The organism is Nocardia sp. NPDC050799, from assembly GCF_040654015.1.
GTDB lineage: Bacteria > Actinomycetota > Actinomycetes > Mycobacteriales > Mycobacteriaceae > Nocardia.
The window spans coordinates 1-17296 of the sequence record NZ_JBFAHF010000018.1 but is presented as its reverse complement, the minus strand read 5'-3'; the positions used below and the strand labels follow the sequence as shown (position 1 = coordinate 17296).

Genomic DNA, 17296 nt, shown 5'->3' with positions numbered 1-17296 from the left:
GGATGTCGGAAGCGCGCGCGCGACTGCTCGACACGGCGAGCGGACTGTTCTACTCCGAAGGGCTTCATTCGGTCGGCGTCGAGCGCATCATTGCCGCCGCCCAGGTAACGCGGGCGACCATGTACCGGCATTTTCCCGGCAAGGACGACCTCGTCGTCGCCTACCTGACACAGGCCGACGAAGCGATCCGCGCGCAGGTCGACGCCGCCCGCCGTGACAACCCGTCGCCGATCGACGCCGTCCGAGCCGTCGGGCGGGCCATCGCCGACAGCGTCCGGGGGCCCCGGTTTCGTGGCTGTGCGTTTCTCAATGCGGCGGCCGAATACCCCGACCCGGGCCATCCCGTCCATAGAACCGTTCTCGCGCACCGGCAGTGGTTTCTGGACACGGTCACCGAGATCCTCGCCGATGTCGGCGATACCGATCCGGCACCGGCTGCCCGGCACTTCGTGATGTTGCGCGACGGTGCGATGGCGGCCGGGTGCCTGACCGACCCGGATCCGATCTGCGAAACGTTCCTGCTCGGCATCGAAGGACTTCTGGATTCCCGCGAACGCACTCGCCGGGAACCGGTCACATAGTTCCCGCCATGCATATCCGGTGAGCGCGGGGCCACGACGCAGAGTGGGTTCAGACGACCGGCAGGAGCTCGAGGTGAGCGATGAACGTCTGTCGGTACTCGGGCCTGTCGACGGCCCACTTCGGTCGGCCGACCTAGAGTTCGGGTGAGCGGAGGGTCGGTGCGGGCCGGACGCCGGACGAGGAGTCCGTCACGAGGCTGTTGTACAGGCGGCGGAGGTCCAGTGTGTCGGCCGGGCCGGTCCGGGTGGGTTCGGTGCGGTCGACCTGGCGGTGCAGGGCTTCCATCTTCTCGTCCAGCTGGGTGGCGACTTCGGCGGCCTGGGCGAGGTCGCTGCGGAGGTTCGGAGGGACCTCGCCGCGGTATTTGTAGTAGATCTTGTGTTCGAGGCTGGCCCAGAAATCCATCGCGATGGTGCGGATCTGGATCTCGACCGGGACGTGTTCGGTGCCGTGCGAGCGGAAGACCGGGATCGAAACGATCAGGTGCAGGCTCTGGTAGCCGTTCGGTTTGCGGTGGGTGATGTAGTCGCGTTCCTCCAGGACCGTGATGTCCTCCTGGCCGGCGAGCATATCTTTGATCACGGTGATATCGGAGATGAAGCTGCACACGACGCGGACTCCGGCGATATCGAGGATATTGTCGCGGATGGCGGCCAGGGTCATGGGGTACTTCTTGCGCTGGACCTTTTCCATGACGCTTTCGGGGGATTTGAGTCGCGATCCGACATGTTCGATGGGGTTGTACTCGTGGGTACTGTTGAAATCCTCGCGCAGAATATTGATCTTGGTGGTGATCTCGTCGATCGCGAATTTGTAGCCGAGCATGAAGTCGAGGAACTGTTCGCGGAGCGCGCGCACGTCGTCGACGGTGATCGGGCTCGCACCGGGGGAGTCGGTGTCGGCGGACGGGCTCGGCTGCCAAGGTCTCATTGGCTCCATTGTGCCGTTGCCTGCGATTTTGCCGCCACGCCGGGTGAGGCACACCACGATTGTTTCGGTGCTCGATCGTCTGGCCGATACTGCGGCGAAACAGTCGATCGAAGCGCTCGCCGATGCTCGAGATGATCACGTGGGCGCGCGTGCGATGTATCCCGAGGAGATCTCGAGCCGATCTCGGCGGGCGCCGGTCGAAAAACGAAGCGCTGTGCCCGGACCGCAGTTAACGGTTTCATATACCGGCCGGCGGGGAAGCCTGGAGATATGACTGCGATTCGGAATCAGCCCGCCCGGGTCGTCGGTGTCGAACGGGGAACCGCGGTCCTCGCCGCGTTCACGTGCCTGGTGTTCTCCATCGGAATCACCGTCCTCGCCGGCTCGGCGCCGACCGGTGTCGCCATGACCGCGGCACTGGCCGCGGGAATCTGGCTGACCTCGAAAATCCTTCCCACCAACTGATACCCCGCGACCGGGCCGAGTCGGGAGCCGGCGCCGGAACGTGTCGTGCACATTCGGCTCCCGCGGCGGTCACGCCGGTGTCGTGGCCGGAGTGAGGGTGCCGGATCGGCCGTTGCGGCGGGCCCACAGCGCTCGGGCGAGCGCCGAACCGGCGACGTACGCGCGGCGGCCGCGCCCGACGGTGGCCCGCTCGCCGAATACCGCGAAGTCGAGATCCTCGATCCGGTCGAGGATCTCGCCGTAGAGGACGGCGGCGGTTGCCACGGAGGGTCGGGAGATCGGGTGCAGTAGGTCGATGCCCGGCATGGCACGCGCATACCACCGGCGGGCATCGTCTTCTCCTCTCAGAATTCGCGGACGGTACACCGGGCGGCCATGCCGTCCAGTAGCTCGCGCCGGTCGTCGGGCAGCGGCGCGGCGGCCAGTGCGCGGCGGGCTTCGGTGACCCGGTTGTCGATCATCGCCTCGATGCGCGCCGGGGCGCCGGTGGCGGTGATCAGGGCGCGGACCCGGGCAACCTCGGACATGCCGAGCGTCGGCGCCCGCAGCAGGCTGCACAGTTCGCGATGCAGGCGCGTTCCGGCCATTTCCATTGCCGCCACGATCACCGTGGACGCCTTGTGCTGGGCGATATCGTTATCGGGCTTTCCGGTGACCTCCGGGAGGCCGTAGACGCCGAGGATGTCGTCGCGTAGCTGGAAGGCCTCGCCGATCGACCGTCCGTACTCGGCCAGCGCGGCCGTCACATGCCGATCGCAGTCCGCCATCGCCGCCCCCAGGACGAGCGGCCATTTCACCGTGTAGTCGCCGGATTTGGCGCGGGCGATGGCCAGCACGCCGTCCAGGGTGGGTGTGCTGCGGATATCGTTGCTCAGGTCGGCGAACTGGCCCATGGTCAGCTCGATGCGCATGCGGTCGTAGTGGGGCCGGACCCGCGCCAGCGCGGGCTCGTCCATCCCGCTCTCGCGCAGCATCTGCTCGGCCCAGATCAGGCATATGTCACCGAGCAGCGTGGCCGCGGATTCGCCGAAGCGGCGCGGGCAACCGGGCAGCCCGTTGCGCTGGTGCCGGTCGGCGAGCCGGCGGTGCGCGGTGGGCTCGCCCCGGCGCCGGGCGGACTCGTCCATCACGTCGTCCTGGAGCAACGCGAACGCGTGAAACAATTCCAGGGCCGCACTGGCCCGCAACGCCGTGTCGGCTTCGGTGGCGCCGCACAACCACCCCGCGTACATGAAGGCCGACCGCACGCACTTGCCGCCGCCGACGTATTGCCACAGCACATGCTGCACCGCCGGTCGCACGGCCGACTCGACGGATCTCCGCTGGACGAACTCGGCCAGCTCGGCCAGCACCCGAGCACGGACCGTCTGCTGCCACTCGGCTGTCATCTGCTCGGGCAGCCCGGCCGTACCGTGGGTCCCGGTGGGCTCTGCGCGCCGGGACCCCACGATCTGTGTGCTCATCACAGCTCCTCGACTCTATTGCATGGTGTGGGTCACATCCCATTCTAAACCATTTTCGATTCACAAACGATGCGTGGTCAGGGAATGTGCACAGACCGGACGATGTCGCCGAGCGCGTCCTCGATCGAGTCGACCCGGCGGACACCGGGAAATGCGTCGGTCCCCGGCCGGCCGGGCCCGGCCGAAAGCAGGCCGGTGTCCGGCATCCCGGCGGGATCGGGGCCGGTGCTGCCGTCCGGCGCAACCGGTTCCAGGTGCCCACCACGCCGAAATGCGCGACATGGGCGGGCAGATCGCCGGAGTTCCGCGGCATCGAGCCGGTCGGCGGCCGCCAGGCGGGTCCCACGTCACCGAACGTGGGTGCCGGCTCGGCCGCTGAGTGCGCGGCCTTCGCGGCGGCGACGGGGGTGACGCCCCCGCGGCGGACAGCTGGCTGTGCCTCCTCTCGGGTGCCTGTGATTCTTCACGCTACTCGCCTAATGATGCGAAATCGATTCATCTGGAATGGCCGGCCAGCGCACGATCCGATAGTCGGCAACCGGCCGGTCCCGCCCGGGAATCGCCTGTCGTGAGCCCGCCGAATTTCACTCGGTGGCGGCAGCGGGGATGCGATGATCTCGGTCGTCGGCCGGTTCGTCACAAGGGTGACTCCGTCCGTCACGGCGTCCGGGGACGGGGATCTCCGAGCGGCGAAAGGGCACCCGAGGCAACGCGCATCCGCTACCGAAAGGGTTCTCGTAACTGATCGACCGGCGTAGGGAATGAGAGCGTAGTGGGCGGAACAGATCGGTTGTTCGGCATTCTCCGGCCGAGCCTGCCGGTGGTCGACTTCGACGAATGGAGCAGGGGTACCCGGGCGGAGAAGCTCCGGCCGATGGCGCGGCACTGGGCCGAGGTCGGTTTCGGTACGCCGTTGCCGCTGCACCTGCTCTACGTTGTCAAAATCGGCCTCTACCTGCTCGGCGGGTGGTTGTTCGCGCTGACGACCGAAGGTATCGACGGGTTCACCGCGGTTGGTACCTGGTGGTCGGAGCCGATCGTCTTCCAGAAGGTCGTGCTGTTCACGATGCTGTTCGAAGTGATCGGGCTGGGCTGCGGGTTCGGGCCGCTGAACAACCGGTTCTTCCCGCCCATGGGTTCGATCCTGTACTGGTTGCATCCGGGCACCATCCGCCTGCCACCCTGGCCGGATCGGGTGCCGGGCACCCGGGGCACCCGCCGCACGCTGTTCGACGTGGTGTTGTACGCGGCGCTGCTGATCATGCTGCTGGTGGCGCTGGTGTCGAACGGAACCGGGCCGGACGCGGCGCTCGAAACGAGCGTGGGTGTCCTGCCGGTCTGGCAGATCGCGGCGGTACTCGGTGTGCTCGCCGTGCTGGGACTACGCGACAAGACCATCTTCCTGGCGGCGCGCGGTGAGGTGTACGCGGCGCTCGCGGTCACGTTCCTCTTCGGCGGTGCGGACCTGATCGTCGGCGCCAAGATCGTTTTCGTCATCATCTGGATCGGTGCGGCGGTCTCGAAGCTGAACAAGCATTTCCCGTTCGTGGTGTCGACGATGATGTCGAACAGTCCGGTGGTGCGGCCGCGGGCGCTCAAACGGCTGTTCTTCGAACGTTTTCCCGACGACCTGCGGCCGGGACGGTTGTCGCGATGGTTCGCCCACGGCGGTACCGCGGTCGAGATGGGCGCGCCGCTGGTGCTGTTCTTCGCGCACGGCGGCTGGCCCACGGCCGTCGCCGCCACCGCGCTGATCGGCTTCCATCTGGTGATCCTCACCGCGATACCGATGGGCGTACCCCTGGAGTGGAACGTCTTCATGATCTTCGGTGTGCTGACACTGTTCGTCGCACACGCCGATGTCGGCCTCGCCGCGGTCGGCAATCCGGTGCCGTTGGTACTGCTGCTGATCGTTCTCGCCGGAGTGGTCGCCCTGGGCAACCTGTTCCCGCGCAAGGTGTCGTTCCTCCCCGGGATGCGCTACTACGCGGGCAACTGGGATACCACGCTCTGGTGTATCCGGCCCTCGGCCGACGCGAAGATCCGAGCGGGTATCGTCGCCGTCGCGACCATGCCCGCCGCGCAGTTGCAGCGGTTCTACGGAAGCCCGGAGGCCGCGCAGATCCCGCTGTACCTCGGCTACGCCTTCCGGGCCTTCAACACCCACGGCAAGGCGCTGTTCACCCTCGCGCATCGCGCGATGGCCGATCACGACGAGGCCGACTATGTCCTGACCGACGGGGAGCGCATCTGCTCCACCGCGCTCGGCTGGAACTTCGGTGACGGTCACCTGCACAGCGAACAACTGATCGCCGCCCTGCAGCAGCGCTGCGGATTCGAGCCGGGGGAGGTCCGGGTGGTGCTGCTGGAGGCGCAACCGATCCATCGGCAGACCCAGCGCTACCGGCTCGTGGACGCCGCGACCGGACAATTCGAAAGCGGTTCGGTGCGGGTCGCCGATATGGTCGTACGTCAGCCGTGGGACGACGATGTGCCGGTGTATCCGGATCGCCGGCCCTGACGGGGTATGCGCCGGTTCCTGTCGGTCCCCGATGTCACGCCGAGCGGATGACGTCCGCTGTCCGCGCCGACTTCACGAGGACAACGCCGCGGGCCGGGTGGCGGGGTCCCCGGCTGCCAGATAGGCGCGGAGATGCCGGGCTGTCAGGGATTCGGCGGATTCCACGTTGCCGAGTTGGACGCGCGTTTGATCTCGGTGTCGAAGGGTGCCAGTGGTGTCGGCTTCGCTTTGGCTGCGTATTGGTAGGGCTCGGTGACCTGGTGGGCCTTCCGAGCCGAGCCGTCGCTGCAGCGGTACCTGACCGACAAGCTGCATGGGTTCCTTGCGCTGCTTTCATAGTTCCCCGCACGCCTCCGTCGTCACCGCATCCCGGCCGGACGATCTTCCGCGGGCATGCGCCCGCCCCCCGGACACCGCATGTCTAGACTGACCTGCGAATTGCAGGACGGAATGATCGGGCCACGACCCGGGCCGCGCGGCAGCGCATCATGGTGGCAATGTCGCGGGGGTGGTTCGGCGGTGTCACCTATGGCGCCCGGCATGCGGAAGTGGGGTACTGATGTCGACGGAATCCGAATCCGAAGGAGTACTTGTGCCTGCTGTACTGGGGCGAGCCCATGACCGCGCCGAGGAGTTGGCCGCGATTGCCGAGCGTGCGGGTCTCCAGGTGGCGGTGGCGGAATCGCTGACCTCCGGCCAGCTCGCGGCGGCGCTGGGCGCGGCGAGCAATTCGGGGGAGTGGTTCCGCGGCGCGGTGGTGGCCTACAGCCGGGAGGTGAAGCACCGGGTGCTCGGCGTGCCGGAGGGGCCGGTGGTCTCCGAGCCGTCGGCCCGGGCGATGGCCGAAGGGGTGCGGACGCTGTTCGACGCGACACTCTCCGTGGGAGTGACCGGTGCGGGCGGCCCCGACCCGCAGGATGGGCAGGAGCCGGGTTCGGTGTGGTTCGCCGTCGCGGTCGAGGGCCGGGTTACCTCGATGTTCCGCTTGTTCGAGGGCGAACCCGCCGAAATTTTGGACCAGGTGGTCGCTCACGCGGTCGAGCTGCTGCTCGACGCGGCGAAGGAACTGCGGACCTGATTCGTCGCTGCGCGAGAGCGCGGGGCTGCTCACCGGAAAATGTTGGGTAGGGTCACGATCGTGCCGACAGTCGAGACCGGGACGGCCGCGGGTCAACCGCCCATCACGAACACCAGCCCGTGCCCGGTTTCGGCCGGTGCGCTCACTTGGCGCACCTCGGTCCGGTCCAGCCGGTAGCCCAGGCGGCGGGGTACTGCGGCGCTGCGCTCGTTGGCGGCGTCGCAGCGGATCTGTACTTGCTCGATACCGGGCAGCCGCAGTGCGGCATCGGTGAGCGCGGCGACCGCGCGGGTGATGATTCCCCGGCCGGTATACGCGATATGACACCAGTAGCCGATCTCCAGGGCGGCGGGTCCCACTCGATCGTGTAGGCCTACCGCGCCGAGCAGAGTGCCGTCGGAATCGAAGATGCCGTAGCTGAAATTCCCGTCGGCCGGCGGCCATCCGGTGGCGGCGATGTCGTTGAAGACTCGCTGTTCCTCCTGGGTGCGCGGCGTGGGCAGCCACGGCATCCAGGGATGGAGATGGTCGAACGAGGCGTTGATCGCCTCGCACTGGGCTGTCAGATCTCCGGTTTCCCAGCGCCGTACCACGAGGTCACCGAGGTCGATCCGCTGCGGTGGAACGATTCCGGGAGCCAGTGCGGGCAGGTGGGCGGTACTCACCCGGCAATCATCTCGACACCGGTGTGTAGCGGGCAACCGGTTTGCGCGGGCGCGGGTGCGGTCGTGGCCGTGTCCGGCGACGCGATCCGCAACACCGGAAAGTGGACCATCCGCGTCCGCCGCGTGTCCGGTCGATACAGTCGAAACGGTGCGCACCGATCGGAAACTCGTCGTCCTCGTGGCCGCCCTGGGTCTGGCGCTGGCCGGTTGCTCCTCCGCGCCGCCCGAGCCGGACACCGTCGCCGAACGCTTCACCGAGGCGCTGAACAGCGACGATCTCGGTGCGGCCGCGGCACTGACCGATGATCCGGCGCAGGCCGGTGAAACGCTCGGCTCCCTCTACGACGGATTGGGCAAGGAGGCGACCTTCGCGGTCGCCGGGGTGCACGAGGACACCTTCACCCTCGAAGCGACCTGGAAACTGGGGACCGAAGGCGGCAAGGAATGGAAGTACACGACCACCGGGACCGCCGGTGAGACCGACGACGGCTGGAAAGTGCACTGGAACCCGGCCACCGTCGCGCCGGGGCTCGATACCGGGCCGCTGAGCTACGCACCGGTGTACCCGCAGCCCGCCCGGGTCCTGGACGCCGCCGGCGGTGAGCTGATGACCGAGCAGGTGGTGACGCTCGTCCAGTTGGCGCCGGGCGCCGATACCGCCGCCGCGGCGGGCCTGCTCGCTCCCCTCGCCGCCGGGATCACGTCGGCCTCCCTGGATGCCGAACTGGCTGCCGCGCAGGGCAAACCGGTGACGGCGATCAGTCTCCGCGAGGCCGATATCGCACCGGTCCGGGACGCGTTGACCGCCGTGCGCGGGGTGACTCTCGCCCCGCAGACGCGGCTGCTGACCACCGACAAGGCGATATCGGCCCCGACCCTGTCGGGGCTGAACGAACTTTGGCAGCAGCAGGCCGACGACGCCGCCGGTTGGGCGGTGCGCGCGCAGACCGCGGACGGCACGGTGCGTATCGCCGGCGCGGACCCGCAACCCACTAGCGATATCCGGTCCACCATCGAGATCGGGCTGCAACGGGCCGCGGAAACCGCGCTGGACCCGATCGGCACCCCCGCGGCGATCGTCGCGGTACGACCCTCGACCGGCGAGATCCTGGCGGTCGGGCAGAACGCCGCCGCCGACGGCGCGGGAGCGATAGCGCTCACCGGCCTGTATCCGCCGGGCTCGACCTTCAAGACGGTCACCGCCGCTGCGGTGCTGGACGCGGGACGCGCCACCCCCGACACTGTGCTGCCCTGTCCCGGCGTCGCGGATATCGAGGGTCGCCGGATACCCAACGACGACAGTTTCGACCTGGGACAGGTCGCGCTGCACACCGCGTTCGCCCACTCCTGCAACACCACCATGGCCGGGCTCGCCGTCACGCTGCCTCCGGACGCGCTGCGGACCGCCGCCGAGCGGCTCGGACTCGGGGTGGACTACGTGACGCCCGGGCTGACCACGGTGACCGGCAGCGTTCCGGTCGCCCAGAGTCCCGCGGAGCGGGTGGAGGCCAGTATCGGCCAGGGCCAGGTGACGGCCTCACCGTTCGGTATGGCGCTGGTCGCCGCGTCCGTCGCACACGGGACCACGCCCGCTCCGGTACTGGTGACCGGTTCGCCGGGCGTACCCGACCGGACCCCGCAGTCGCTGCCCGCCGCGGTCGCCGGCGATCTGAAAACCATGATGCGGGAGACCGTCACGGCGGGCACCGCCACTCAGCTGGCGGATATCCCGGGTCTGCTCGGTAAGACCGGCACCGCGGAATACGGTGACAACAGCAGCGCGCATGGCTGGTTCATCGGAATCCAGGACGATCTGGCCTTCGCGGTGTTCGTCGCCGACGCGGGTAGTTCCGGTCCCGCTGTCGAGGCGGCGGGCCGGATGCTGCGGGTACCGCGCTGATCACGGGGTGCGTCCGGCTTATCCGATGATCAGCGGGTGCTCGCCTTACGGAGCCGCCGGACGCCCTCGTCCAAGGTCTCGGGACGCTTACAGAAGGTGAAGCGGACGAGATGCCGCCAGGCGGCCGGATCATCGGTGAAAACACTGACCGGCACCGCGGCCACCCCGAGCCGTGCGGGCAGTTCCCGGCAGAACCGGATCCCGTCGTCCTCGCCTGTGGGGCGGATATCGGCGCAAACGAAGTAGCTGCCCGCGCTCGGATGCACCCGGAAACCCGTCTCGGCCAGCGCCGCGGATAGGCGCAGCCGCTGCTCGGAGAGTCTGGTGCGCAGCCGGGCCACCCACTCGAGTTCATGGGTGAGCGCGTGTGCGACGGCGGGCTGGAACGGTCCACCGCCCACGAAGGTGAGGAATTGTTTGGCGGCGAGTACCGCGTCGATCAAGGGGGCCGCCCCGCAGATCCAGCCGATCTTCCAGCCGGTGACGCTGAACGTTTTCGCCGCACTCGACACCACGAGTGTCCGGTCGGCCATCCCGGGGAAGGTGGCGATGCTGAGATGTTCGGCGTCGTCGTATACCAGGTGCTCGTACACCTCGTCGGTCAGCACCAGCAGGTCGTGTGCGCAGGCGATCTCGGCGAGGGCGGCCAGATCGGCGCGGTCGAGGACCGTGCCGGTGGGATTGTGCGGCGAGTTCAGGATCAGCATGCGGGTCGCCGGGGTGATCGCGGCGCGCAGACTGTCGTGGTCGAGGACGAAACGGTCCCCGTCGGGGACCAGCCGGGCGGTGCGCCGGTGCGCTCCGGCCAGGGCCACCGCCGCGGGATAGGAGTCGTAGTAGGGCTCGATCAAGACCACTTCGGCGTCGGGTTCGACCAGGCCGAGGACTGCGGCGCTGATCGCCTCGGTGGCGCCGACCGTCACCAGTACCTCGGTGTCCGGGTCGTAGTTCGTCCCGTAGCGGCGGGCCCGGTCCGTGGCGATCGCGCGGCGCAGCACCGGCATACCGCGGCCGGGCGGATATTGGTTGAGGCCGTCGGCGATCGCGTCGCGGGCGGCCTCGAGCATGCCCGCGGGCCCGTCGCTGTCCGGGAAGCCCTGCCCCAGGTTGATCGCCTCGTGCCGGACCGCGAGTTCGGTCATCTCGGCGAAGATCGTGGCGGCGAAGGGCCGCAGCCGGTCGACGGTGGGGGCTCGGTCACGCATGGCACGAGCCTAGATGGCCCGGCCGGCCGTGGCGGGCCCCGCTCACATCCCGCCGCGGGGCCGGTCTCGCACCGATCCGCCGAGTTCGGCGAGCGGGCTGCGCTCGAACTCGGCGAGCAGTTCGGCGGGGTCGTCGTAGACCGCGACCGCGCCCGCATCGTGCAGTTCCGCGCCGCTGATCCCGCCGGACCGGAAGCCGATGAAGTCCACTCCCGCCCGCCGGGCCGCTTCGGCGTCCCATACCGTGTCACCGACCAAGATCGCCGACCCGGCCCCGGTACCGGCCCGGTCGAGTGCGATGCGCACGATATCGGGGCGCGGTTTCGCGGTGCCGACGTCCTCGCTGGAGGTCTGCGCCGACACCACCTCCGCCGCGCCGAGCACTTCGCGCAGTAGCGAGAGTTCGTCCTCCGGCGCGGAGGTCGCCAGCACCACGGTGAGCCCGGCCGCCGCGACCCGCTCGAGGAGTTCGCGCGCCCCGCCGACCGGGCGCATGAGCGCCCCGGAATCCAGGTAGTAGCGCAGATGTAGGTCCTTCGCCCGGTCGCGGGTGTCGTCGTCGGCGCGCGGGAGCAGGGTGCTCACCAGCAGCGAGCCGTCCATTCCGATACTCCGGTGCACCCGCCAGGCGTCCACCTCGGCGCCGACTTCCCGGAACGCCCGGGTCCAGGCGTAGACGTGCAGATAGTTCGAATCGACCAGGGTTCCGTCGATATCGAAAAGCACCGCGCCGGCGGAATCTGTTTCGGGCACGGGCGCTCAGCTCCTGGCGTCGCGAGGGACACCGGTGGACCACAGCGCCCACAGGACCAGGACCGGCTGGAACAGCAGTCGTACGAAGCGTTTCCCGTCGGTGTCGAGCCGGAAGGCCGATCGGTGCTCCCGCCACTGGGCGATATTGCCGGGGAACACCGCGACGAAGAACAGCGCGGCGATCCGCCCCATCCGGACCCGATCCCGGGTCATCGCCGCCAATCCCGCGCCGAGCATGATCTCCACACCGCCGGAGGCCATCACGACACCGTCCTTGTCCAGCGGCACCCAATCGGGCACCTGGGCCTGGAACTCCCGCCGGGCCCAGAACAGATGACTCAGACCCGCGAACACCAGCGCCGCCGACAAGAGATAGCGGGCGGTCGTACGAGCCGGTGTGGTGGGCGCACTCTCCGATTCGTGACTGGCCATGCACCGCAGCCTACCCGCGGGAGCGGTGGCGGTGGCGCTGTGCACGACCGTGTCCCGGCGCCCGGCGGCTCTCCTGCTCCGCCTCGGGCGATCGGTCGCCGGGCGCGAAATATGTTGTGAACGTGCGAATCCGGACGTTTCGGTCGCCCGCAGGACCCCGTCGGGACCGTGTAAGAATCGTCGCGATGCTCACCTATGTTCAAGCCACGGTGATCGGTGTGGTGCAGGGTGTCACCGAACTGTTCCCGGTGTCGAGCCTGGGCCATTCGGTGCTGTTCGCCGCCTGGCTCGGGGGCGATTGGCGGACCCTGATCGGCGCGGACGAATCCGAAGCGGAAACGCCGTACCTGGCCTTCGTGGTCGCGTTGCACGTGGCGACCGCGGTCGCGTTGCTCTGCCACTACCGGCGGGACTGGTACGCGATCGTCGCCGGTTTCCTCACCACGCTGCGGACGCGGCGAGCCGCCACGGTGGCGCAGCGGCTGGCGTGGCTGATCGTGATCGCTTCCGTTCCGGTGGCGATCCTGGGCCCGCTGCTGGTGCACCCGTTGCACGCCTTGTTCGCCGCGCCGGTCTGCGCCGGTTTCTTCCTGACCCTCAACGGCATCGTGCTGTTGCTCGGCGAGGGGCTGCGGCGGCGTAACGAGCCCACGCTGGCGGAGTACGGCCGGCGTTTCGCGCTACAGGGGTCGGGACGGCGGCCACCGGCCGGTCAGGAGAACGCGCGCCGTCATGCCGACCGGCGGCTCGCCGCACTCGATATGCGTGATGCCCTCGGTATCGGTGTCGCGCAACTCGGTGCCCTGCTGACCGGTTTCAGCCGGGCGGGCCTGACCATGGTGGGCGGGTTGTGGCGCGGTCTCGAACACGCGCACGCCGCCAAATTCGCATTCCTGCTCGCTACCCCGGCGATCCTGGGCGCGGGCCTGGTGGAGCTTCCCGAACTGCTGGGACCGGAAGCCGAGGGTATCCACAGGCCGATCCTGGTGGGCGCGCTGGTGTCGGGCGCTTCGTCCTGGTTCGCCGTCCGGTTCCTGGAGCGATACTTCCAGACCCGCACCCTGCTGCCCTTCGCGGTGTACTCGCTGATCGCCGGTATCGCTTCGGTCATCAGGTTCTGCTGACCGCGCGCCCACCGCGATCCGATCGGTACTTCCGGACACGGTTGTCACCGGCGCACCCGGCGTACGCTCGCAGCAGCCGGGGCTGCTCTCGACCATCGGGTTTCCGTCGACCGCCGCCCGGGTCCGCGTCCCGGTGGGGCGTGGGCCCGCTGTGATCGGTCACGTACGGAATCGGCGTGCCACAGTGAGATCGGGACACGTCCGGTAACCCTCCCGCTCCGGTAGAAATTCATGCTACTTTTCGTCACACATATTCCAGTCAGGGTGTGGAGGTTCGGTGCCGGACGGTACGTACGAGTTGTTCGGGTGGTCGGCGGCGCCCGCCGGCGAAGGCGGTGGCGCGGCGCTGGACCAGGTCGCGATCATGACCGGGGCGGCCGGGGTGATCGCACTGGGGCTGCTCTGGGTCGGATACCTCCACCGGAACCGCCGCATCACCTGGCTCCAGCGGCTCGCCGATCGCCTGGGTCGGCTGTTCAACCGGCCCGGCTGGGTGGCGCTGCCGCTGGCTATGTTCCTCGCGACCATCCTGACCGCGCTGCTGGGTTTCATCTGGGATGTGAGCCTGCACATCGGCAACGGCCGCGACGAGGGTCCGCTGGCCAATCCGGCGCACTATTTCATCCTCGCGGGGCTGTTCTTCCTCTTCACGGCCGGGATGGCGGCCATCGTGCTGCCTCTGGACCAGAAACCCGGCCCGGCGGCGGTGCGGATCACCCGGACCTGGTACGCGCCCGTCGGAGGAATCCTGCTGGCCGGGGCCGGCCTCTACGCCCTGATCGGATTCCCGCTCGACGATGTATGGCACCGCATCTTCGGACAGGACGTCACCCTGTGGGGGCCGACGCATCTGATGCTTATCGGTGGCGCCGGGTTCTCGCTGATCGGTGTGCTGCTACTCGAGTACGAGGGCAGGCACAACCGGCCCGAACCGCGCGAGCGGGAGACGCGCCGGATGTGGCTGCTGCGTGCCTTCGCGTTCGGGGGCCTGCTCATCGGACTGTCGGTGTTCCAGGTCGAATACGACTTCGGTGTGGAACAGTTCCGGCTGGTGCTGCAGCCGATGCTGATCGTCGCGGCGGCGACGATCGCCCTGGTCGCCGCGCGGCCGGTCCTCGGTCCGGGCGGCACGCTGGTCGTGGTCGGCTTCGCCGCGGTGGTGCGGGCCGTTGTCGCCGTCCTGGTGGGCGGCCCGATCATCGATGCGCCGCGTAACGTGTTCCCGCTGTATCTCGGCGTGGCGGTCGTGGTGGAACTGCTGGCCCTGCTGCCGTTGGTCCGGCGCCGGATCGTCTGGGGCGCGGTCTGCGGGCTGGTGGCGGCCACCCTCGGACTCTGGCTCGAGTCGCTGTGGGTCGGGGCGATGTTCGTGAATCCGTGGCCGGCGGCGATGTGGCCCGAACTGCTGGCCATGGCGGTGCCCACCGGGATCGCGGGCGGTGTCGTCGGGGCCATGCTTGCCATCGTGCTGCTGGGGGAGCCGCTGCCGCGGCCCGCGGTGCGCCGGACACTCGTGGTGGCGGCGGTGGCGGTGGTGGCCGCGGCCACCACCAACGGCCTGATGATCGAGGTGCCGGCGGGGGCCCGGGCGGCGGTGGAACTGCGGGATGCCCCCGAACAGGGCGGACGGATGGTGTACGCCGATCTCCGGATCACGCCGGCGGATCTGGTCGGCACCGATCCCGAATGGGTCGAGATCCTGTCCTGGCAGGGCGGTGTGGGCAGCGACAGCCCCGGCCGGGGTCTGGTGGTCGACCAGCTCCGGCGCGAGAGTCCAGGACACTACGTCTCGACGAAACCGGTACCGGTGCACGGTTCGTGGAAAACGCTGCTGCGGATCCAGGACGGCCGGACGCTGACCGCGCTGCCGATCTTCATGGCCGCGGACCCCGGTATCGGCGCCGCGGAGATCCCGGCGCTCGACTCGTTCAGCCGGCCCTTCGTCTCCGAGATCACGGTGCTGCAGCGGGAGCGTTCGTTCGACCATCCGGCGTGGTTGTTCGCGGTGGCCTCGCTGGTCGTGCTGGGGTGCAGCCTGGCCCTGGTCGCCGCGCTGTCCTGGGGCGCGGCCCGGATCAACGACCGCTACCTGCGTGAGTCACCCACCGGACAGAAGGAACGGGTGCCCGCGCAATGACCGATCGATACGACGGCGTGGATGTCCTCGCCGACCATTCGATCCTGCTCGCGGTACCCGCCTTTCTTCCCGCGTTCCTCATCGCCGCGGTCGTCATCGTCGTTGCCGTGCGCGACCGCAGGCGCGGGGACGACGAGGAAGACCCGCCCTCCGATCCCGATCCCGACAAGGAGGACTGATGCCGTCCGTCTCCCGCCTGTGCGTCGCGGTGCTGGCCGCCGGGCTGCTCACCGCCGGCTGCGCGAGCAGCGAACCGGAACAACCCACCGCGAGCAGTACGAGCGCGGCGCCGAGCGCCGCGGCCGTGGTCGTCCCGGTGCGTATCGCCGGCGGCACGGTGTCCCCGGCCGACGCCAGGCTCGAGGCCCGGGTGGGCCAGCAGATCGAGATCGTCGTCGACAGTGACGCCGCCGACGAACTTCATGTCCACGCCGAGCCCGATCACACCTTCGCCATCACACCCGGAACGGGCGAGCGTTTCCGGTTCACCGTCGAGATCCCGGGGCGGGTGGAGATCGAACTGCACCACGCCGGTCGTACGGTGGCCACCCTGCTCGTGCGCGAATGACGCTGTTCGCCCACGGCCTGGGCGGTGCCGCGGATCTGCCGATTCCGCTGACCTATGCGCTGATCGGCGCGGCCTGGGCCCTCACCTTCTCGTTCGCGGTGATCGCCTTCGCCTGGCGGGAACCGCGGCTGGACCCGGATTCGCCCGGTATCGGTGTGCCGGAGGTCGTGCGGTCGATGGTGGACGCGCCGGTGGTGCGCGCGGGGATCGCGGCGGTGAGCGTGGGGGCGTTCGGCACGGTGCTGACGATCGGGGTGTTCGGCCCCGCCGATCCGGCCCGTAATCCGGTCCCGGGTGTCCTCTACATCTTCCTGTGGGTCGGGGTGGCCGTCGCCTCGCTCGTGGCCGGGCCGGTGTGGAAGGTGCTGTCCCCGGCGCGGGCGGTGTATCGCGGGTACTGCGCCCTCACGCGCCGTCGGCCCGAGACCGGCCTGCTGCGATACCCCGAAGCGTGGGGGAGGTGGCCGGCGGCGCTGGGGTTGTTCACCTTCGTCTGGCTGGAACTCGCCGCACCGAATCCGGGCTCGGTGACCGCCGTGACCCTGTGGCTCACCGGGTATCTGGTCGTCACCGTGGCCGGGCTGGTCGTGTTCGGCACCGCATGGGCCGAGCGGGCGGACCCGTTCGAGGTCTACAGCAGTCTGCTCGGGCGGTTGAGTCCGATCGGCCGGGGCGCGGCGCGCGCCCTCGTCCTTCGTACGCCGTTGGCGAATCTTGCGGGGACGCCGGTGGGGGCGGGTTCGCTGGCGGTGGCGGCGACCCTGCTGGGTTCCACGGCATTCGACAGTTTCTCGTTGTTCCCGTGGTGGCGAGCCCTGGTATCCGACGCCGGGCTCGCACCCACGCTGGTGTCCACCCTGGGGTTGCTGGTGTTCATCGGCGTGGTCGGGGTGAGTTTCCGGTTCGCCGCGGCGGCCACCGGAGGACTCTCCCGCGCCGACCGCCGGATGCTGCCGCGAAAACTCGCCTATACGCTGACACCGATCATCGCCGGGTACGTGATCGCCCACTACCTGAGCTTCCTGGTCGAAAAGGGCCAGGCGACGGTGATTCTGTTCGCGGACCCTTTCGGAGCCGGCTGGAACCTGTTCGGATTGGCCGATCGCGAGGTCGCGTACGTGCTGTCCGCGCAACCGGCGGTACTGGGCACACTCAAGGTGCTCGCGGTGGTGACGGGGCATATTCTCGGTGTCGCCGCCGCGCACGATCGCTGCCTGCAGTTGCTGCCGCGGGCGCATCGCCTCACCGGGCAGCTCGCGCTCATGCTGCTCATGGTCGGGTTCACCTTCACCGGACTCTTTCTTCTCTTCGATGCCTAGATGTCCAGCGGCGGTTCCGAGAAATCCTCGCGCCTAGCGATGACTTCCGGGGCGGTGCGCCGTCGTATCGGTTGAACGCGCTACCGACCCGGCGCGACCGACCCGAAGGACCGGAAATGACCACTACCAGCCCCGCCACCGCCCTTTCCGCCGA

General features: G+C 69.0%; 17 protein-coding genes and 1 pseudogene. 11 read left to right on the top strand and 7 right to left on the bottom strand.

The genetic code is table 11. The features are described 5' to 3' along the window. The first annotated feature begins 2 nt into the window (after nucleotides 1–2). Nucleotides 3–581, top strand: a complete 579-nt coding sequence (locus AB0H42_RS19565; protein ID WP_357057608.1) for a TetR/AcrR family transcriptional regulator — start codon at nucleotides 3–5, stop codon at nucleotides 579–581. 133 nt (nucleotides 582–714) lie between these two features. Here the strand turns inward: AB0H42_RS19565 and AB0H42_RS19560 are convergent, their stop codons facing one another. Beyond that, nucleotides 715–1521 carry a GTP pyrophosphokinase family protein gene (locus tag AB0H42_RS19560; protein WP_357057606.1) on the bottom strand — a complete coding sequence of 269 codons (807 nt, stop codon included), beginning with the start codon at nucleotides 1519–1521 and terminating at the stop codon, nucleotides 715–717. A 58-nt stretch (nucleotides 1522–1579) separates the two neighbouring features. Here AB0H42_RS19560 and AB0H42_RS19555 point away from each other — a divergent pair, with 58 nt between their 5' ends. Both AB0H42_RS19555 and AB0H42_RS19550 read left to right on the top strand, forming a co-directional pair. Further along, nucleotides 1580–1786: a hypothetical protein gene (locus tag AB0H42_RS19555; protein ID WP_357057604.1), complete on the top strand. Its 207-nt coding sequence runs from the start codon at nucleotides 1580–1582 to the stop codon at nucleotides 1784–1786. Further along, on the top strand, nucleotides 1783–1977 hold the full coding sequence (locus AB0H42_RS19550) for a hypothetical protein (RefSeq protein ID WP_357057602.1): 195 nt from the start codon (nucleotides 1783–1785) through the stop codon (nucleotides 1975–1977). Before AB0H42_RS19555 ends, AB0H42_RS19550 begins: the two co-directional genes overlap by 4 nt. A 69-nt stretch (nucleotides 1978–2046) precedes the next feature. Here the strand turns inward: AB0H42_RS19550 and AB0H42_RS19545 are convergent. Together AB0H42_RS19545 and AB0H42_RS19540 are read right to left on the bottom strand one after the other, a co-directional pair. After that, nucleotides 2047–2295: pseudogene (locus AB0H42_RS19545) on the bottom strand (squalene/phytoene synthase family protein); the annotation flags it as partial. 26 nt (nucleotides 2296–2321) lie between these two features. Further along, complete coding sequence (locus tag AB0H42_RS19540) at nucleotides 2322–3440, bottom strand: polyprenyl synthetase family protein (RefSeq protein ID WP_357057600.1); 1119 nt, start codon at nucleotides 3438–3440, stop codon at nucleotides 2322–2324. A gap of 772 nt (nucleotides 3441–4212) precedes the next feature. On the opposite strand from AB0H42_RS19540, the gene AB0H42_RS19535 reads away from it, so the two are divergent. After that, nucleotides 4213–5961: a DUF3556 domain-containing protein gene (locus tag AB0H42_RS19535; RefSeq protein WP_357057598.1), complete on the top strand. Its 1749-nt coding sequence runs from the start codon at nucleotides 4213–4215 to the stop codon at nucleotides 5959–5961. A gap of 592 nt (nucleotides 5962–6553) precedes the next feature. Then, complete coding sequence (locus tag AB0H42_RS19530) at nucleotides 6554–7039, top strand: CinA family protein (protein ID WP_357057596.1); 486 nt, start codon at nucleotides 6554–6556, stop codon at nucleotides 7037–7039. A 92-nt stretch (nucleotides 7040–7131) separates the two neighbouring features. Here the strand turns inward: AB0H42_RS19530 and AB0H42_RS19525 are convergent, their stop codons facing one another. Then, complete coding sequence (locus AB0H42_RS19525) at nucleotides 7132–7704, bottom strand: GNAT family N-acetyltransferase (protein WP_357057594.1); 573 nt, start codon at nucleotides 7702–7704, stop codon at nucleotides 7132–7134. Nucleotides 7705–7852: 148 nt separating this feature from the next. Here AB0H42_RS19525 and AB0H42_RS19520 point away from each other — a divergent pair, with 148 nt between their 5' ends. Next, the gene (locus AB0H42_RS19520) at nucleotides 7853–9604 is read left to right on the top strand and encodes a penicillin-binding transpeptidase domain-containing protein (protein WP_357057592.1); all 1752 of its coding nucleotides are present in this window, start codon (nucleotides 7853–7855) and stop codon (nucleotides 9602–9604) included. A 29-nt stretch (nucleotides 9605–9633) separates the two neighbouring features. Here the strand turns inward: AB0H42_RS19520 and AB0H42_RS19515 are convergent, their stop codons facing one another. Genes AB0H42_RS19515 through AB0H42_RS19505 form a run of 3 tightly spaced genes read right to left on the bottom strand, consistent with a single transcriptional unit; the run spans nucleotide 9634 to nucleotide 11994 of the window. Beyond that, nucleotides 9634–10809 carry a pyridoxal phosphate-dependent aminotransferase gene (locus AB0H42_RS19515; protein ID WP_357057590.1) on the bottom strand — a complete coding sequence of 392 codons (1176 nt, stop codon included), beginning with the start codon at nucleotides 10807–10809 and terminating at the stop codon, nucleotides 9634–9636. Between the two features lie 42 nt (nucleotides 10810–10851). Next, nucleotides 10852–11562, bottom strand: coding sequence for an HAD family hydrolase (locus AB0H42_RS19510; protein WP_357057588.1), 711 nt, complete (start codon nucleotides 11560–11562; stop codon nucleotides 10852–10854). Between the two features lie 6 nt (nucleotides 11563–11568). Continuing rightward, nucleotides 11569–11994: a hypothetical protein gene (locus AB0H42_RS19505; protein ID WP_357057586.1), complete on the bottom strand. Its 426-nt coding sequence runs from the start codon at nucleotides 11992–11994 to the stop codon at nucleotides 11569–11571. A 185-nt stretch (nucleotides 11995–12179) separates the two neighbouring features. On the opposite strand from AB0H42_RS19505, the gene AB0H42_RS19500 reads away from it, so the two are divergent. The 5 genes from AB0H42_RS19500 to AB0H42_RS19480 all read left to right on the top strand — a co-directional run bounded on the left by AB0H42_RS19500 (nucleotide 12180) and on the right by AB0H42_RS19480 (nucleotide 17142). Further along, nucleotides 12180–13118 carry an undecaprenyl-diphosphate phosphatase gene (locus AB0H42_RS19500; protein ID WP_357057584.1) on the top strand — a complete coding sequence of 313 codons (939 nt, stop codon included), beginning with the start codon at nucleotides 12180–12182 and terminating at the stop codon, nucleotides 13116–13118. A 364-nt stretch (nucleotides 13119–13482) separates the two neighbouring features. Further along, complete coding sequence (locus AB0H42_RS19495) at nucleotides 13483–15255, top strand: hypothetical protein (RefSeq protein ID WP_357057860.1); 1773 nt, start codon at nucleotides 13483–13485, stop codon at nucleotides 15253–15255. Next, the gene (locus AB0H42_RS19490) at nucleotides 15252–15434 is read left to right on the top strand and encodes a hypothetical protein (RefSeq protein ID WP_357057583.1); all 183 of its coding nucleotides are present in this window, start codon (nucleotides 15252–15254) and stop codon (nucleotides 15432–15434) included. Before AB0H42_RS19495 ends, AB0H42_RS19490 begins: the two co-directional genes overlap by 4 nt. Then, complete coding sequence (locus tag AB0H42_RS19485; RefSeq protein ID WP_357057581.1) at nucleotides 15434–15823, top strand: hypothetical protein; 390 nt, start codon at nucleotides 15434–15436, stop codon at nucleotides 15821–15823. The genes AB0H42_RS19490 and AB0H42_RS19485 overlap by 1 nt, the downstream gene beginning before the upstream one ends. Then, the gene (locus tag AB0H42_RS19480; protein WP_357057579.1) at nucleotides 15820–17142 is read left to right on the top strand and encodes a hypothetical protein; all 1323 of its coding nucleotides are present in this window, start codon (nucleotides 15820–15822) and stop codon (nucleotides 17140–17142) included. Before AB0H42_RS19485 ends, AB0H42_RS19480 begins: the two co-directional genes overlap by 4 nt. Nucleotides 17143–17296 lie beyond the last annotated feature (154 nt).

Coding starts and splice junctions, on each gene's coding strand:
- AB0H42_RS19480 (WP_357057579.1), top strand. CDS start 15,820: ATGACGCTGTTCGCCCACGGCCTGGGCGGTGCCGCGGATCTGCCGATT.
- AB0H42_RS19505 (WP_357057586.1), bottom strand. CDS start 11,994: ATGGCCAGTCACGAATCGGAGAGTGCGCCCACCACACCGGCTCGTACG.
- AB0H42_RS19495 (WP_357057860.1), top strand. CDS start 13,483: ATGACCGGGGCGGCCGGGGTGATCGCACTGGGGCTGCTCTGGGTCGGA.
- AB0H42_RS19500 (WP_357057584.1), top strand. CDS start 12,180: ATGCTCACCTATGTTCAAGCCACGGTGATCGGTGTGGTGCAGGGTGTC.
- AB0H42_RS19550 (WP_357057602.1), top strand. CDS start 1,783: ATGACTGCGATTCGGAATCAGCCCGCCCGGGTCGTCGGTGTCGAACGG.
- AB0H42_RS19515 (WP_357057590.1), bottom strand. CDS start 10,809: ATGCGTGACCGAGCCCCCACCGTCGACCGGCTGCGGCCCTTCGCCGCC.
- AB0H42_RS19490 (WP_357057583.1), top strand. CDS start 15,252: ATGACCGATCGATACGACGGCGTGGATGTCCTCGCCGACCATTCGATC.
- AB0H42_RS19485 (WP_357057581.1), top strand. CDS start 15,434: ATGCCGTCCGTCTCCCGCCTGTGCGTCGCGGTGCTGGCCGCCGGGCTG.
- AB0H42_RS19560 (WP_357057606.1), bottom strand. CDS start 1,521: ATGGAGCCAATGAGACCTTGGCAGCCGAGCCCGTCCGCCGACACCGAC.
- AB0H42_RS19565 (WP_357057608.1), top strand. CDS start 3: ATGTCGGAAGCGCGCGCGCGACTGCTCGACACGGCGAGCGGACTGTTC.
- AB0H42_RS19540 (WP_357057600.1), bottom strand. CDS start 3,440: ATGAGCACACAGATCGTGGGGTCCCGGCGCGCAGAGCCCACCGGGACC.